This is a genomic window from Streptomyces sp. NPDC102467, from assembly GCF_044765445.1.
In the GTDB taxonomy this organism is placed as follows: Bacteria; Actinomycetota; Actinomycetes; order Streptomycetales; family Streptomycetaceae; genus Streptomyces.
The window spans coordinates 171,663-186,016 of record NZ_JBIWKA010000001.1 but is presented as its reverse complement, the minus strand read 5'-3'; the positions used below and the strand labels follow the sequence as shown (position 1 = coordinate 186,016).

General features: G+C 71.1%; 16 protein-coding genes. 10 read left to right on the top strand and 6 right to left on the bottom strand.

Annotation, left to right across the window (positions count from 1 at the left end):
* Nucleotides 1-20: 20 nt before the first annotated feature.
* Nucleotides 21-770, bottom strand: coding sequence for a TetR/AcrR family transcriptional regulator (locus ACIREE_RS00785; protein ID WP_404144536.1), 750 nt, complete (start codon nucleotides 768-770; stop codon nucleotides 21-23).
* 162 nt (nucleotides 771-932) lie between these two features.
* On the opposite strand from ACIREE_RS00785, the gene ACIREE_RS00780 reads away from it, so the two are divergent.
* Nucleotides 933-1,526 (top strand): NADPH-dependent FMN reductase, encoded by a 594-nt coding sequence (locus ACIREE_RS00780; RefSeq protein WP_404144534.1) that lies wholly within the window; start codon nucleotides 933-935, stop codon nucleotides 1,524-1,526.
* Nucleotides 1,527-1,564: 38 nt separating this feature from the next.
* On the top strand, nucleotides 1,565-3,019 hold the full coding sequence (locus ACIREE_RS00775; protein WP_404144532.1) for a DHA2 family efflux MFS transporter permease subunit: 1,455 nt from the start codon (nucleotides 1,565-1,567) through the stop codon (nucleotides 3,017-3,019).
* A 25-nt stretch (nucleotides 3,020-3,044) separates the two neighbouring features.
* Here the strand turns inward: ACIREE_RS00775 and ACIREE_RS00770 are convergent, their stop codons facing one another.
* Entirely contained in the window at nucleotides 3,045-3,446 is a 402-nt protein-coding gene (locus ACIREE_RS00770; RefSeq protein ID WP_404144531.1) for a hypothetical protein, read from the bottom strand.
* A 127-nt stretch (nucleotides 3,447-3,573) separates the two neighbouring features.
* Here ACIREE_RS00770 and ACIREE_RS00765 point away from each other — a divergent pair, with 127 nt between their 5' ends.
* Complete coding sequence (locus tag ACIREE_RS00765) at nucleotides 3,574-4,209, top strand: uridine kinase (protein WP_404144529.1); 636 nt, start codon at nucleotides 3,574-3,576, stop codon at nucleotides 4,207-4,209.
* A 210-nt stretch (nucleotides 4,210-4,419) separates the two neighbouring features.
* Here the strand turns inward: ACIREE_RS00765 and ACIREE_RS00760 are convergent, their stop codons facing one another.
* A complete protein-coding gene (locus ACIREE_RS00760) occupies nucleotides 4,420-5,202 on the bottom strand; it encodes a SigE family RNA polymerase sigma factor (RefSeq protein WP_404144527.1) in 783 nt (260 codons plus the stop codon).
* A 214-nt stretch (nucleotides 5,203-5,416) separates the two neighbouring features.
* Between ACIREE_RS00760 and afsQ1 the strand changes: the two genes are divergently transcribed.
* The 5 genes from afsQ1 (at nucleotide 5,417) to ACIREE_RS00735 (ending at nucleotide 9,251) form a co-directional block, all read left to right on the top strand.
* Nucleotides 5,417-6,094 carry a two-component system response regulator AfsQ1 gene (gene afsQ1 / locus ACIREE_RS00755; protein WP_363196826.1) on the top strand — a complete coding sequence of 226 codons (678 nt, stop codon included), beginning with the start codon at nucleotides 5,417-5,419 and terminating at the stop codon, nucleotides 6,092-6,094.
* Nucleotides 6,091-7,671 (top strand): ATP-binding protein, encoded by a 1,581-nt coding sequence (locus ACIREE_RS00750; protein ID WP_404144526.1) that lies wholly within the window; start codon nucleotides 6,091-6,093, stop codon nucleotides 7,669-7,671. Before afsQ1 ends, ACIREE_RS00750 begins: the two co-directional genes overlap by 4 nt.
* 32 nt (nucleotides 7,672-7,703) lie before the next feature.
* The gene (locus tag ACIREE_RS00745) at nucleotides 7,704-8,315 is read left to right on the top strand and encodes a hypothetical protein (protein ID WP_404144524.1); all 612 of its coding nucleotides are present in this window, start codon (nucleotides 7,704-7,706) and stop codon (nucleotides 8,313-8,315) included.
* A gap of 102 nt (nucleotides 8,316-8,417) precedes the next feature.
* Nucleotides 8,418-8,960 carry a VanZ family protein gene (locus ACIREE_RS00740; RefSeq protein WP_404144523.1) on the top strand — a complete coding sequence of 181 codons (543 nt, stop codon included), beginning with the start codon at nucleotides 8,418-8,420 and terminating at the stop codon, nucleotides 8,958-8,960.
* Between the two features lie 90 nt (nucleotides 8,961-9,050).
* Nucleotides 9,051-9,251, top strand: coding sequence for a PspC domain-containing protein (locus ACIREE_RS00735; RefSeq protein WP_404144521.1), 201 nt, complete (start codon nucleotides 9,051-9,053; stop codon nucleotides 9,249-9,251).
* Between the two features lie 69 nt (nucleotides 9,252-9,320).
* On the opposite strand, the gene ACIREE_RS00730 is transcribed toward ACIREE_RS00735, so the two are convergent.
* Together ACIREE_RS00730 and ACIREE_RS00725 are read right to left on the bottom strand one after the other, a co-directional pair.
* Nucleotides 9,321-9,686, bottom strand: coding sequence for an ATP-binding protein (locus ACIREE_RS00730; RefSeq protein ID WP_404144519.1), 366 nt, complete (start codon nucleotides 9,684-9,686; stop codon nucleotides 9,321-9,323).
* A gap of 210 nt (nucleotides 9,687-9,896) precedes the next feature.
* Nucleotides 9,897-11,030 (bottom strand): adenosine deaminase, encoded by a 1,134-nt coding sequence (locus ACIREE_RS00725; protein WP_404144517.1) that lies wholly within the window; start codon nucleotides 11,028-11,030, stop codon nucleotides 9,897-9,899.
* 134 nt (nucleotides 11,031-11,164) lie between these two features.
* On the opposite strand from ACIREE_RS00725, the gene ACIREE_RS00720 reads away from it, so the two are divergent.
* Nucleotides 11,165-11,923, top strand: coding sequence for an alpha/beta hydrolase (locus ACIREE_RS00720; protein WP_404144515.1), 759 nt, complete (start codon nucleotides 11,165-11,167; stop codon nucleotides 11,921-11,923).
* 44 nt (nucleotides 11,924-11,967) lie between these two features.
* Here the strand turns inward: ACIREE_RS00720 and ACIREE_RS00715 are convergent, their stop codons facing one another.
* Nucleotides 11,968-12,951, bottom strand: coding sequence for a LysR family transcriptional regulator (locus ACIREE_RS00715; protein WP_404144514.1), 984 nt, complete (start codon nucleotides 12,949-12,951; stop codon nucleotides 11,968-11,970).
* A 62-nt stretch (nucleotides 12,952-13,013) separates the two neighbouring features.
* Here ACIREE_RS00715 and ACIREE_RS00710 point away from each other — a divergent pair, with 62 nt between their 5' ends.
* Nucleotides 13,014-14,291: an MFS transporter gene (locus tag ACIREE_RS00710; RefSeq protein WP_404144512.1), complete on the top strand. Its 1,278-nt coding sequence runs from the start codon at nucleotides 13,014-13,016 to the stop codon at nucleotides 14,289-14,291.
* Nucleotides 14,292-14,354 lie beyond the last annotated feature (63 nt).

Below are 14,354 nucleotides of genomic sequence, written 5' to 3'. Positions count from 1 at the left end.
GCACCCTTTTCCGGAGATCCTCAGATGCCGAGGCGCTGTGCGATGCCGTCGAGGACGCAGTCGAGGCCGAACGCGAACTCCCAGGCGGGGTCGTCCTTGCGCTTCGCGGAGAGGGCGTACTCCTTGTAGGTGGGGTAACGACCGGTACCCATCAGGTAGTTCATCTGCGGCGCGAGCGCCTGCCGGGTCTCGGTACCGCTCTCCCAGCCGTGCTCCTCCTTGTACTGGCGCAACGCGATCTCCACCTGCGTCGAGCCGTGGACGAACGCGCCGACCGTGCGGAACGCGGCCATCATCGAGTCGGCGTCGAGCTCGTGGCCGGTCAGCGCCCTCAACTGCCGCTCGGCGACGGCCATCCGGGCCGGAGTGAGCTGGATCAGCGGCGTCGGCACCTGCCCGAGCCACGGGTGCCGGAGCATCAACTCCCGCGTCTGCAGGGCGAAGGAGCCCAGCACTTCGCGCCAGTCCGCCACCTCGTCGGGCACCGTGAGCCCGGCCGAGACCCGGTCGAACATGAGCGCCCACAGATCGCCCTTGCCCGAGACATGCCGGTACGCGGCCATGGGTGCGACCCCGAGTTTCGTGGCGAGGCGCCGCATGGTGACGGCGGCGGCGCCCTCCTCGTCGGCCAGCTCCACTGCCGCCGCGGCGATCCGGTCCAGCGTCAGTGAGGCGCGCTGCGTGGGTGCGGGCCGCTCAAGACGCTCCCAGAGCGAGGGCTCGACCAGCCGACTCTCACCCTTGCCGCCCTCGTCCTTCCGTGCCGCCACGGCGCGACCCCTCTCACTCGATGTTGTGCGTACAGCGTATCCCCAGTAGACGCCGTACACATTGCTGTGTACGTTGTACGCCAGGAGATACGCCGTACACAATCACGCCGTACGCCATCACCGTTCCCGCCGTACGCCATCACCGTTTCCAGGGGGCCCACCATGTCCAGCAGCACTCCGCTCCGTATCGCCGTCCTCGTCGGCTCCACCCGTGAGGGACGCTTCGCACCCGTGGTCGTCAAGTGGCTCACCGGGCACCTCGGGCAGCGCGACGACCTGCGCGCCGATGTCGTCGACCTCACCGAGACCCCGCTGCCCACCGTCCTGCCCGCCTTCGGCCAGGACGCACCGGCCGAGACCGTGGAGGCGCTCGCTCTGGTCTCGCCGCGCCTCGCGGCCGCCGACGCGTTCGTCTTCGTCACTCCCGAGTACAACCACAGCTTCCCGGCGGCCCTGAAGAACGCGATCGACTGGCACAACGAGCAGTGGCACGGCAAGCCGATCGCGTTCGTGTCGTACGGCGGCCTGTCCGGCGGTCTGCGCGCGGTCGAGCAACTCCGCGTCGTGATGGCCGAGTTGAACGCCATGACCATCCGCAACACGGTCAGCTTCCACAACGCCTACGGCGCGTTCGAGGCGGACGGCCGCGTCGACGACCCGGCGGTGGACACCGCGGCCAAGGCGATGCTCGACCAGCTCGCCTGGTGGGCCCACGCACTGCGTGACGCCAAGTCGGCCCGCCCGTACGCGGCCTGACGCCCCGTCCACAAGCATCGGAAACCTCAGGGGGAGCCATGACCATACGTACGGAGACCACCGGATTCAGTGGAGAGAAGGCCGATGCGGCGCCGTCCCGCACGGTGCTCCTCGGCCTGCTGCTCGGCATCGTGCTCGCCACCCTCGACGGCACCGTCGTCGGCACGGCGCTGCCCATCATCGTCGCCGACCTGGGCGGTCTCACCCATCTGTCGTGGGTGGTGACGGCGTACCTGCTGACCGCCGCCGTCTCCACGCCCCTGTGGGGAAAACTCGGCGACCTCTACGGCCGCAAGGGCGGATATCTCGCCTCCATCACCGTCTTCCTCGTCGGCTCCGTGCTGTGCGGACTCGCCCAGGACATGGGGCAGTTGATCGCCTTCCGGGCCCTCCAGGGCATCGGTGCGGGCGGCCTGTTCGTCGGCGCGCTCTCACTCATCGGAACGCTGCTGACCCCGGCCGAGGCCGGCCGCGCGCAGTCACTCATCGGCGTCCTGCTGCCCGCGGCCATGATCGGCGGCCCGCTGATCGGCGGCTTCCTCACCGACCAGTTGAACTGGCGCTGGGTGTTCTACGTCAACCTCCCGGTCGGCGCCGTCGCCCTCACGATCATCGGAGCCGGCGTCCGGGTACGCACGCAGCGGATCCGGGCCCGTATCGACCTGGCGGGCGCGGGGCTCCTCACCGCGACGATCCTCGCCCTGACGCTGCTGGCGAGCTGGGCAGGAACGACGTACGCGTGGACGTCACCGCAGATCCTGGGGCTCGCGCTCGTCTCGGCGGGGGCGCTCGCGGGGTTCGTGCGGGCGGAACGGCGGGCGGCCGAGCCGGTGATCCCGCCCCGCCTCTTCCACGACCGGAACTTCACGGTCGCGCAGATCCTGAGCTTCACCTCGGGGGCCGCCATGCTCGCGGCCGCCAGTTACCTGCCGCAGTACATGCAGCTCGTACGCGGCATGTCGGCGACGGAGAGCGGACTACTGCTGCTTCCGCTGATGCTCGGCATGATGGCCGCCCAACTGCTGATCGGCCGCCGGGTGAGCGTGGGCGGGCGCTACCGCCGCTACCCGATCGCGGGCGGCGCGCTGGCGACGGCGGGCGCGCTCGCCCTGCTCCTGCTCGGCACCGGGACCCCGGCGTGGGCGGCGTCAGGACTGCCCCTGCTCCTCGGCGCAGGCCTCGGCTGCCTGATGCAGCCGGCCATGCTGATCACCATGAACAGTGCCGAGCCACGGGACCTGGGAGCGGCCAACGGCACCCAGACCCTGCTGCGCACGGTCGGCGGTTCGCTCGGGGTGGCGGTGCTCGGCTCGGTCTACGCGGGGCGGGTGCGGGAGGGGGCGCGCCCGGCCGCGTTCCGGGCGAGCGTCGTCGACGGGCTGCACGGCGTGGCCCTCGGCACGGCGGTGCTGTGCGCGGCGGCGTTCGCCGTCGCCTGGGCGGTGCGCGAGACGCCGCTGCGGACACGCACCGCACCCGGGGCCGACGGATAGGGCCGTCGGAAGGGCCCCGGGTCGGTCAGCCGGGCAGGATGCCGGTCGCGGCGCCGATGACCGGCAGCTCGGAGAGTGAACTTCCCGAGGCCAGCGGGCCGGTGAGCACCGCCGTGCTGATCGGCTTGAAGTCCGCGATCTGGGTGCCCACCGCGTTGTCCAGGGGGTCGGAGCCCGTGCCGGCCAGCGGGTTGAGTTTCAGGTTCTTGGCGGGGCCGAGTCCGTACGAGGTCGAGGAGTGGACCGCCGACGCCAGGATCTGGACGGGAGTCACCGTGTCCGCCCCGCCGGCCGGCGCGGCACTCGCGGTCACGGCGCCGGCTGCGACGGCCGCACCGGCGGCGGTCACGGTCAGGCCCGCGCGCAACAGGGCGCGACGGGCGCCGGACGTCGGCATCGGGTTCTTGCGGTCTGCGTGTCGGGCCATGATCTTTACGCCTCGGCCTTCCGGTTCGGGTAACGACAGAACCACTTAGCGTAGTTGAAGTGGCGCGTGCCACAACGTCACCACGCGGGCTCGGCGTCGGGGCATCCATGCCTCACACTGGTCTCTCGTGAGTTCGCATCCTCCGATACCGACCCGGGTCGTCCTGCTGGCAGGGCCCTCCGGCTCCGGAAAGTCGTCGTTCGCCGCCCTTACCGGGCTTCCCGTGCTGTGTCTCGACGACTTCTACAAGGAGGGTGACGACCCGACACTGCCGCTGGTCCTGGGCAGTTCGGACATCGACTGGGACTCTCCGGCGTCCTGGGACACGGAGACGGCGCTCGCCGCGATCGTCGCGCTCTGCGAGAAGGGCCGGACCAACGTCCCGGTCTACTCCCTCGCCACCAGCGCACGGGTGGGCGAAGAGGCGCTCGACATCGAACGCACGCCCCTGTTCATCGCGGAGGGTATCTTCGCGGCGGACATCGTGGAGCGCTGCCGGGAGCTCGGCGTACTGGCCGACGCGCTGTGCCTGCGCGGCCGCCCCTCGACGACGTTCCGCCGCCGACTGCTCCGCGACCTCAAGGAGGGCCGCAAGTCGGTCCCGTTCCTGCTGCGCCGCGGCTGGCGCCTGATGCGCGCGGAGCGATCCATCGTGGCCCGCCAGGTGGCACTCGGTGCGCACGCCTGCGGCACGGAGGAAGCCCTCGGCCGCCTGGCGGCCGCGGCAGCCGGCCGGTGCGTCAAGGCGCGGGCCACCTCGTAAGGGGCGCAGGCCGCTCGCAAGAAGCGCGGACCACCTCGTAAGAAGCGCGGGGCGCACAAAAGAGAAGCGGGAGCAGAAGGGCCCCCCGGCCTTCTGATCCCGCTCCCCACCCCCTCCGCAGCGATCCCCCGTGATCCCCCCGGATACCGCTCTCCCGTGCCGACTCCGCTCCCCCGAGCAGGGTCCCCTCCCCCCAGAGGGAATGGCGCCTCAGGCGACAAGCTCCCCGAAGCACTCCTCCTGGTCCCGGCCGAAGCTCAGGACCTCGTCGTCCCGCAGCCGCCGCAGCGACCGCCAGATGCTCGACTTCACCGTGCCGACGCTGATGTCGAGGATCTCCGCGATCTCCGGGTCGGTACGGCCCTCGTAGTAGCGCAGCACGAGCATCGTGCGCTGCTGCTCGGGAAGGCGCGCCAGCGCCTGCCACAGCACCGCGCGCAGCTCCGTGCCGCGCATCGCGTCCGTGTCGCCCGCCGTCTCCGGCAGCTCCTCGGTCGGGTACTCGTTCAGCTTGCGGCGGCGCCACGCGCTGATGTGCAGGTTCGTCATGGTGCGGCGCAGGTAGCCCCCGACCGCGGCCTTGTCGCTGATCCGCTCCCAGGCCCGGTACGTCGAGAACAGCGCGCTCTGCAGCAGGTCCTCGGCCTCGAACCGGTCGCCGGTCAGGTGGTAGGCGGTTGCGTACAGGGAGGCGCGGCGCTCTTGGACGTAGGCCGTGAACTCGGCCTCCGACAGGGACGCTCGCTGCTCCCCCGATTCCTCCCTGTACGCGGCTCCCCCGTGAGCGGCCTCGTCGGTCACCGCCTTGTGTGCGTCGATCACTGTGTCGGCCACCGTGTCGACCACCGTCATGTACACGGTGTTGTGACGCCCGGTGCCGCGAGCGCACCCCCGCCCGCTCACGGCACCGGACTTCTCGTGACGCTCGGTACGGCCCAGGTCGTGCAGGCGCGTGACAACTGCGGTTGATGTGGTGCTGTGCAGCGTGTTCATCTCGCGCCCCCCGTCGTGGAGTCCGGACTTCCGTCATTCGTTCCTTGCTTCATCGCCGTCTTTCGCTGCGATGTCCAAAAGCTTGCCCGGGTCACTTCATGACGGTGTCCGTCGACTGTCACAGACCTGTCACAGCGGCTCCGGCTGTGCGGGTCGGGTGTGGGAGCACTCCCGCGGTCGAACTAAAGGCCTCCGATGGGCCAGAATGGCGCTCGTGCCTTCCCTGTTGCTGATCGAGGACGACGACGCCATCCGCACGGCCCTGGAGCTGTCACTGACCCGCCAGGGCCATCGGGTGGCTACCGCTGCCACCGGTGAGGACGGTCTGAAGCTGTTGCGCGAGCAGCGGCCCGATCTGATCGTCCTCGATGTGATGCTGCCCGGCATCGACGGGTTCGAGGTGTGCCGGCGCATCCGGCGCACGGACCAGTTGCCGATCATCCTGCTCACCGCGCGCAGCGACGACATCGACGTGGTCGTGGGCCTGGAGTCGGGGGCCGACGACTACGTGGTCAAACCCGTCCAGGGCCGGGTCCTCGACGCCCGTATCCGCGCCGTGCTGCGGCGCGGCGAGCGGGAGGCCAATGACGCGGCGTCGTTCGGCTCGCTGGTCATCGACCGCGCCGCGATGACGGTCACCAAGAACGGTGAGGATCTGCAGCTGACCCCCACCGAGCTGCGGCTGCTCCTGGAGCTGAGCCGCCGTCCCGGGCAGGCGCTGTCCCGGCAGCAGTTGCTGCGTCTCGTCTGGGAGCACGACTACCTCGGTGACTCGCGGCTCGTCGACGCCTGCGTGCAGCGGCTGCGCGCGAAGATCGAGGACGTGCCGTCGTCGCCGACCCTGATCCGTACCGTGCGCGGCGTGGGCTACCGGCTGGACACGCCTCAGTGACACAGCCGCACGACAAGCTCCGCGGCTGGGCCGCGGCGAAGAGGGCGATACTGGCCGGCCTGCGCTTCACCAGCCTGCGCCTGCGCCTCGTCGTGGTGTTCGCACTGGTCGCCCTGACGGCCGCGGTGTCCGCGTCCGGGATCGCGTACTGGCTGAACCGCGAGGCCGTGCTGACGCGGACCCAGGACTCGACGCTCAGCGACTTCCGGCAGGAGATGCAGAACCGGGCCGCCGTGCTGCCCGAACACCCCACACAGGGCGAGTTGCAGCACGCGGCGGACCTGATGGCCAACAGCAGCCAGCACTTCAGCGTGCTGCTCATCGGCACCGACGAGAACGGCCGCCGGGTGGTGGGCAATTCGGATCTCGACGCCTTCACGCTCGCCGACGTACCGGACTCCTTGCAGGACGCGGTCGAGAAGAAGCAGCGCACCACCGAGAACAACAAGCACCCGTACCACCTGTACTGGCAGCGGACCACGCAGGACGACACCCCGTACCTGGTGGGCGGCGCGAAGGTGGACGGCGGACCGACCGGCTACCTGCTGAAGTCGCTCGAACCGGAGGCCAAGGATCTCAACTCCCTCGCCTGGTCGCTGGGGATCGCCACCGGGCTCGCGCTGATCGGCTCGGCGCTGCTCGCGCAGGCCGCCGCGACCACCGTGCTCAAGCCGGTGCACCGGCTCGGCGTGGCCGCGCGGCGGCTCGGCGAGGGCAAGCTCGACACCCGGCTGCGGGTGTCCGGCACCGACGAACTCGCCGAGCTGTCGCGGACGTTCAACAAGACCGCCGAGAACCTGGAGAAGAAGGTCGCCGACATGAGTGGGCGCGACGAGGCCTCGCGCCGCTTCGTCGCCGACATGTCGCACGAGCTCCGTACGCCGCTGACGGCGATCACCGCCGTCACCGAGGTCCTGGAGGAGGAGCTCGACGCGGAGACCGGGTCCGTCGACCCGATGATCGAGCCCGCGGTCCGGCTCGTGGTCAGCGAGACCCGGCGCCTCAACGACCTGGTCGAGAACCTCATGGAGGTGACCCGTTTCGACGCGGGCACCGCCCGGCTCGTCGTGGACTACGTCGACCTCGCCGACCAGATCACCGCCTGCATCGACGCCCGCGCCTGGCTGGACGCCGTCGACCTCGACGCCGAGCGGGGCAACATGGTCCGTCTCGACCCGCGCCGCCTCGACGTGATCCTCGCCAACCTCATCGGCAACGCCCTCAAGCATGGCGGCTCCCCGGTGCGCGTCTCCGTACGGACGGAGCACGAGGGCACCGAACTCGTCATCGCCGTACGCGACCACGGGCCCGGCATCCCCGAGGACGTGCTGCCGCACGTCTTCGACCGGTTCTACAAGGCGAGCGCCTCCCGGCCGCGGTCGGAGGGCAGCGGCCTGGGGTTGTCCATCGCCCTGGAGAACGCCCATATCCACGGGGGCGAGATCACCGCCGCCAACTGCCCTGACGGCGGCGCCGTGTTCACGCTCCGGCTGCCGGTGGACGCCGAGGGCGAGCACGACGCGGATGACGACGCCGACGACGCCAAGGACTCCACGGAAGGCGGTGCCGTCAGTTGAGGCCTCGACGCAGGCGTCAGGGAACGCGTCCCATGGGGCGTCGCGGACGGCTGACCGTACTGGCCGGGCTTGCCGGGCTTGCGGCGGTGCTGCTGTCCGGATGCGGGATCCGGTCCACGGAGGTGCCCACCGAGTTCGGCGCCGCCCCCACGCGCGTGGGCTGCTCACAGTCCGGCGCGGACGGTGTGGCAGCCCGCACGGCCGGCGAGTTCGACGTGCAGGTGTTCCTCGTCTGTACGTCGCAGCTGGTGACGGTCGACCGGACCGTCACCGTGCGACGCGACCAGACCTCCGAACGGGTCGGTGTCGCCCAGGAACTCCTCGCGCAGCTGTCCAAGCCGCTGACGGCGGCGGAGAAGCAGGCCGGATACACCACGGACGTCGGCCTCCACCTGAAGGTCTCGGGCCCGCGCGGCGGCGATCCCGCGGACGCGCTGCGCCTGAACACCCCGCCGGACGACCTGTCCCCGTACGCCCTGGCCCAGATCGTCTGCACATTCGCGAACAGCAAGGTGGCGACGGACGACGGCGCGCACGTGGCCCTCGGCGGCCCGGGCGACGACCCGCTGCGCAGCTACGAGTGCTCGGACGCGGTGAAAGCCCGTCCAGGACAGCTGCCCGCCCCTGCCGAGACGGTGAGCTAGGGCCCTCGCCCGGGGAGGGCGGCGCGGCGCCGTTCGCATAGTGACCCAGCTCTCCGCGGGCCCCCCGGAACCGATCCTCCCGCCCCGGGCGTCTTGGGGGGCGTGCAGCGCCACAGCTTGGGCGGCCACGGGGCCGCCATCCGCTTCCGTACGGCAGGGCTCGTTCTCCTGGCCGTGCACCTCCTGCTCGTCGCATGGGTCATGCTGCGCCCGCTCGACGTGCCCTGGGTCAGCGCGGCGAACCTGCATCCGCTGGCCGGCATCAGGGCCGATCTGGCGCTCGGCTGGCAGGAGGGCGCCGAGCGCATCGGTGAGGGCCTTGCCCTGCTCGCACCGCTCGGTGTGCTGCTGCCGCTCGCGGGTGGCCGTCTCCAGGTGTCGGTATGGGGTTCGCTGGTGCGCACGGTCACGGCGGGCGCGCTGATCTCGCTCGGCATCGAACTGCTGCAGACCGGGGTTCCCGGGCAGGTCGTGGATGTCGACTCGCTGCTGCTGAACACCATGGGCGTGGCCCTTGCGCACCTCGCCGTGGTGCCCACGCTCCGGGCCCGGCTCCGCCGCAGGTCGGAGGGGGCTCCCCTCCCCCGGAAGGAGTCGGCTCAGGGTCCGACCCCGACGATTACCAGGGTCGGCGTCGCCCCGTGAGCTGACGCTTCGCGCCCTTCGTGACCGTACCTTCGAATACGTAAGCACCAGACGTAAGCACCCCTACGAAGGTTCGCGAAGGAGCCCACCATGACCGCCCTTGCCCGCCCCACCAACGGACGGATGATCGGCGGAGTGTGCGCAGCGCTGGCACGGCGCTTCGGCACCTCCGCGACCACGATGCGCGTGATCTTCGTGCTGTCGTGTCTGCTGCCCGGCCCGCAGTTCCTGCTCTACCTCGCGCTGTGGATCCTGCTGCCCGGCGAGAACAAGGCCCGTCAGGCCTGGTGACGCGCGTGACCGTACGCAAAAAGGGGCGCACCCGCGAGCAGCGGGTGCGCCCCTTCGTCGTGCGCCGGGTCAGCCGAGGGCCGGCAGGCCGCTGCCGACCGGCAGGCCCTGCGTGGGCAGGCTCTTCGTGGCAGGCAGGCCACCGAGCAGACCGGTGACCGGGTCGCCCTCCGTGGCGCCCTGCGCGACCTTCTCGACGACGGGCTGGGCGGCGGTCAGGCCGCTGCCCAGGGCGCTCTGCGCAGCGGACACGGCCTCGGGGCCACCGGCGGGCAGCACGCTCGACGCCTGCTCCAGGGGGAGGCCCGAGGTCACGGAGTTGAGGGCTCCGGCAGTGTCGGGCAGGGCGACGGCGTTCGCGGCACCGGCACCGGCGGCGGCGAAGGCGACACCGAGAGCGGCAACACCGAGGGTCTTGGCAGCAGACTGCTTCATGGGGTCCTTTGTTCCTTGGTTCCTTGGGGATGCGGTTCCGTGCCCGGCAAACACGCAACATCACCAAGGAGTTACTGCCGACCTCGCGCCACCGGTCCTGACGGCCCCCGACTCGGAGGGCTTAACCGCAGGTCAGGTGGGTGAGAGGGGCTCGGTGAAGGTCGGACGGCGAGGCTCCGCTCTCCGTCAACCCCACGTTGACCCGAGGATCTATTTGAAGAGCCACTCCGAGCGGAGCGCGGCATAGCCGGGCTTGACGACGTCGTCGATCATCGCCAGGCGCTCGTCGAACGGGATGAAGGCCGACTTCAGCGCGTTCACCGTGAACCACTCGAAGTCCGTCAGCGTGTACCCGAACGCGTCGACCAGGTGCTCGAACTCGCGGCTCATCGAGGTACCCGACATGAGGCGGTTGTCCGTGTTGACCGTGACGCGGAAGCGCAGCTCGCGCAGCAGGCGGATGGGGTGCTCGGCGTACGAACTGGCCGCGCCCGTCTGCAAGTTGGACGTCGGGCACATCTCCAGCGGCACGCGCTTGTCGCGTACGTAGCTCGCGAGGCGGCCGAGCTCGACCGTGCCGTCGTCGGCGACCTGGATGTCGTCGATGATGCGCACGCCGTGACCGAGCCGGTCGGCGCCGCACCACTGCAGTGCCTGCCAGATGGACGGCAGGCCGAAGGCCTCGCCCGCGTGGATCGTGAAGTGGTTGTTCTCCCGCTTGAGGTACTCGAACGCGTCGAGGTGGCGGGTGGGAGGGAAGCCCGCCTCCGCGCCCGCGATGTCGAAACCGACCACGCCCAGGTCGCGGTAGCGGTTGGCGAGCTCGGCGATCTCCAGGGCGCGGGCCGCGTGCCGCATCGCGGTGAGCAGCGCGCCGACCCGGATCCGGTGGCCGTTCGCCTTCGCGCGGCGCTCGCCCTCGCGGAAGCCCTCGTTGACCGCCTCGACGACCTCTTCGAGGGTGAGGCCCCGCTCCAGGTGCTGTTCGGGCGCGTAACGGATCTCGGCGTAGACGACACCGTCCTCGGCGAGGTCCTCGGCGCACTCGGCGGCGACCCGCACGAGTGCCTCGCGCGTCTGCATGACGGCGCAGGTGTGGGCGAACGTCTCCAGGTACCGCTCCAGGGAGCCGGAGTCGGCCGCCTCGCGGAACCAGATGCCGAGCTTGTCGGGGTCGGTCTCCGGCAGGTTCTCGTAGCCCTGCTCGCGGGCCAGGTCGACGACCGTGCCGGGGCGCAGGCCGCCGTCGAGGTGGTCGTGCAGGAGCACCTTGGGGGCGCGGCGGATCTGCTCCGAGGTCGCGACCCGGGGGCCGTTGGGGTGCGCGGTGGTCTGGCTCGTCATTTCGGCACTCTAACTCCTACGCGCGTAGATCGCGCGGGTTCGCCGAGAAGAAGTGCGAAGGCGTGATCCGTTGATACTCAACAGTGACCCTGCGGACGGGTGGCGTACATCAACGCTTCTGACACTGTTCTGTCATGCAGCAGCAAGCGACGCCGGTCCGCGAGGCGAGGCTCGGCAAGGCGGTCGGACCCGTGCCCGGTGCGGTCGGCGGCGTGGTGCTGCTGCTCCCCGCGGGCGAGCGGACGTCCACCCGCAGGCCCTCTCCCCTGTCGACCGCGGCACTGCGGCCGCTCGCGCGCCGTCTCGCGCGCTCCGGCCGGGACGAGGGCCTGGTCACGCATGTCGTGCACTACCGCCACCGCGGCTGGAACGGGGCGCAGGCCGAGACGGCGCGGGACGCCGAGTGGGCCGCGGGCGAGGTGGTGCGCCGCTACGGAGACGTGCCGATCTGCCTCGTCGGCGCCGACATGGGCGGCCGCGCGGCGCTGCACGCGGGCGGTCACACGGCCGTCAACTCCGTGCTGGCGCTCGCCCCTTGGCTGCCGGAGGACGATGTCGCAGCGACACCCGAACCGGTGAAACAGCTCGCGGGGCGGCGGGTGCTGATCGTGCACGGCACCGACGACCGGCGCACCGACCCGGAGTTGTCGTTCCGGTTCGCCGGGCGGGCGAAGAAGGCCAACCGTGACGTGTGCCGCTTCGAGGTGCACTCCGACGGTCACCGGCTCGCGCAGCACCGCGCCGAAGTCACCGCGCTGGCCGTCGACTTCGTGCTCGGCACCCTCTTCAACCATCCCTTCTCCCGCCCCTTGCAGGACGCGCTCGCGGCGCCACCACCGCTGGGGCTGCGGATGCCGCTGGCGTCGGGGTTCGGCCGGTCGCTCGACCAGTAGTCCACCGGGTGAGTACTGGCCGCGAGCAATGCGCCGGGCGTCCCTCACCCGGCGGACACGTGTTCCGGCAGGAGCCTGCCGCGTCGTGACAGCAGGAACTTCTTGAACGCCGCCACGGGAGGCGTGTCCGGATGTCCGTCCAGCCAGGCCACGCCGATCTCGCGGACCGCGCGCTGTCCGGTGACCGCCAGTTCCACAACTCCCGGACGGGGCACGGCCGGTGGCGGCAGCAGGGCCACGCCGAGACCCGCCGCGACGAGCCCGCGCAGGGTCTCGGCCTCCTCGCCCTCGAACGCGATCCGGGGCGTGAAGCCCGCCTCCGCGCACAGGTCGTCGGTGATGCGGCGCAGACCGTAGCCGGGTTCGAGGGTCACGAAGGACTCGTCGGCGGTCTCCGCGAGCCGGATCCGCTTGCGGGCCGCGAGGCGGTGGTCCTCGGGGACGACGAGGCGCAGCCGCTGCTCGTCGAGGCGGCGGGCGACCAGGCCGGGGGCGTCCGGCACGGGCGAGGTCAGGCAGAGGTCGAGTTCCCCTGCGCGCAGCCGCTCCAGCATCGCCTCGCCGTAGTTCTGGACGAGGCTGAAGCGGATGCGGGGGTGGTCGGCGCGGAAGGCGCGGATCAGCCCCGGCACCGTCTCCGTCCCCATGGTGTGCAGGAAGCCGAAGGCCACCTTGCCGGACTCGGGGTCGGCGTCGGCGCGTACGGACTCGGCGGCCTTCTCGACCTCGCCGAGCGCCCGCTCCACGGAGGTGAGGAAGGTGCGGCCCGCGGGGGTGAGCGAGACGGTCCTGCCGTGGCGGGCGAACAGGTCGACACCCAGGTCGTGTTCGAGCCGCACCATGGCGCGCGACAGCGTCGACTGCGGGACCTGCATCTCGTGCGCGGCGCGCGTGACGTGCTCGGTGCGGGCCACCCCGGCGAAGTAGGCGAGCCGTGGGGCGAGCAGCCGGACGATCGCGTCGCTCGACATGTCTTCTGCGTCACTGATGCGTGACAGTGGCGCGTGTGACCTGTGCTGATGCTCCATGGGAACGATTATGGGGCGTTCATGCATTGGACGCATGAATCATGGAGTCCTACGTTCATTGCATGCCTGCTGCCTCTGCCGTATCCGTCGTATCTCCCGAGACCGCCGAATCCACTGATACGCGCATGCGCCCGGGCGGGCCCGGCTACCGCCGCATGAGCTTCGCCCTCTTCCTCGCCGGTGTCGCCACGTTCGCCCTGCTCTACTCGACGCAGGCGCTGCTCCCCCTCGTCTCCGCGGGCTTCGGGGCGAGCGCGAGCGCGGCGAGCTGGACGGTCTCCGGGGCGACCGGCGCGCTCGCGCTGTGTGTACTGCCGCTGAGCGCGCTGTCCGAGCGGTTCGGGCGGCGCACGGTGATGACGGCCTCCCTGACGGTGGCCGTCACGGTGGGGCTGCTCGTCCCCTTCGCACCGAACCTCGGCGTACTGATCGCGCTGCGCGTACTGCAGGGCGCGGCGCTCGCCGGTCTACCCGCCTCCGCGATGGCGTATCTCGCGGAGGAGGTGCGGCCGAAGGCGCTTGTCACGGCCATCGGCCTGTTCGTCGCGGGCAACTCCATCGGAGGCATGAGCGGCCGCGTCATCGGCGGCTGGATCGCACAGGAGTGGGGCTGGCGGGCGGCCGTCGGTACCGTCGGCGTGATCGCGGTGGCGTGCGCCGTCGCGTTCCGGATGCTGCTGCCCGCGCCGCGCCACTTCACGCCGGGCTCGCTGCGCCCGCGCGCCCTGGCAAGGACCGTCGGCAGCCACCTCGCCAACCCGCTGCTGCGCCGCCTGTATGTGATCGGCGCGCTGTTCATGCTGGTGTTCGGCGCGGTGTACACGGTGATCGGCTACCGGCTCACGGCCGCCCCGTTCTCCCTGCCGCAGGGCGTCGTCGGCTCCATCTTCCTCGTGTACCTCGTCGGTACGGTCTCCTCGGCGGCGGCCGGCAAGCTGGTCGCGCGGCTCGGTCGGCGCGGCACGCTGTACCTGGCCGCGGGCACGACGACGGCGGGCCTGCTGCTCGCCCTCGTACCTCAACTGCCGCTCATCCTCCTCGGGTTGGTGCTGATCACGGCGGGCTTCTTCGCCGGGCACGCGACGGCGTCGTCGTCCGTCAGCCACACCGCCACGCACGGCCGGGCGCAGGCCTCCGCGCTGTACCAGTCCGCGTACTACATCGGCTCCAGCGTCGGCTCGGCCGTCGGCGCCGTCGCCTTCCACGCGGGGGGCTGGGCGGGCACGGTGGCCCTGGGTGTCGTGGCCGTGCTCGGCGTCGTCTCGGTCACGCTGTGGGGCACGTACGCGGCTCGCGCGCAGCGGCGCGGTACGCCGGCGGGCACGATCGCCGCACACTGAACGACTACTGCCTCAGGGGTTCCGTCATCGGCCCTCCGACCTGCGCGTTTCGCGGGTCCGGGG

What these genes read in the sequence shown, in the direction of transcription:
- ACIREE_RS00725 (WP_404144517.1), bottom strand. Translation starts at nt 11,030, where the DNA reads ATGACGAGCCAGACCACCGCGCACCCCAACGGCCCCCGGGTCGCGACC.
- ACIREE_RS00720 (WP_404144515.1), top strand. Translation starts at nt 11,165, where the DNA reads ATGCAGCAGCAAGCGACGCCGGTCCGCGAGGCGAGGCTCGGCAAGGCG.
- ACIREE_RS00710 (WP_404144512.1), top strand. Translation starts at nt 13,014, where the DNA reads ATGCCTGCTGCCTCTGCCGTATCCGTCGTATCTCCCGAGACCGCCGAA.
- ACIREE_RS00760 (WP_404144527.1), bottom strand. Translation starts at nt 5,202, where the DNA reads ATGAACACGCTGCACAGCACCACATCAACCGCAGTTGTCACGCGCCTG.
- ACIREE_RS00715 (WP_404144514.1), bottom strand. Translation starts at nt 12,951, where the DNA reads ATGGAGCATCAGCACAGGTCACACGCGCCACTGTCACGCATCAGTGAC.
- ACIREE_RS00775 (WP_404144532.1), top strand. Translation starts at nt 1,565, where the DNA reads ATGACCATACGTACGGAGACCACCGGATTCAGTGGAGAGAAGGCCGAT.
- ACIREE_RS00780 (WP_404144534.1), top strand. Translation starts at nt 933, where the DNA reads ATGTCCAGCAGCACTCCGCTCCGTATCGCCGTCCTCGTCGGCTCCACC.
- ACIREE_RS00730 (WP_404144519.1), bottom strand. Translation starts at nt 9,686, where the DNA reads ATGAAGCAGTCTGCTGCCAAGACCCTCGGTGTTGCCGCTCTCGGTGTC.
- ACIREE_RS00735 (WP_404144521.1), top strand. Translation starts at nt 9,051, where the DNA reads ATGACCGCCCTTGCCCGCCCCACCAACGGACGGATGATCGGCGGAGTG.
- ACIREE_RS00745 (WP_404144524.1), top strand. Translation starts at nt 7,704, where the DNA reads ATGGGGCGTCGCGGACGGCTGACCGTACTGGCCGGGCTTGCCGGGCTT.
- ACIREE_RS00770 (WP_404144531.1), bottom strand. Translation starts at nt 3,446, where the DNA reads ATGGCCCGACACGCAGACCGCAAGAACCCGATGCCGACGTCCGGCGCC.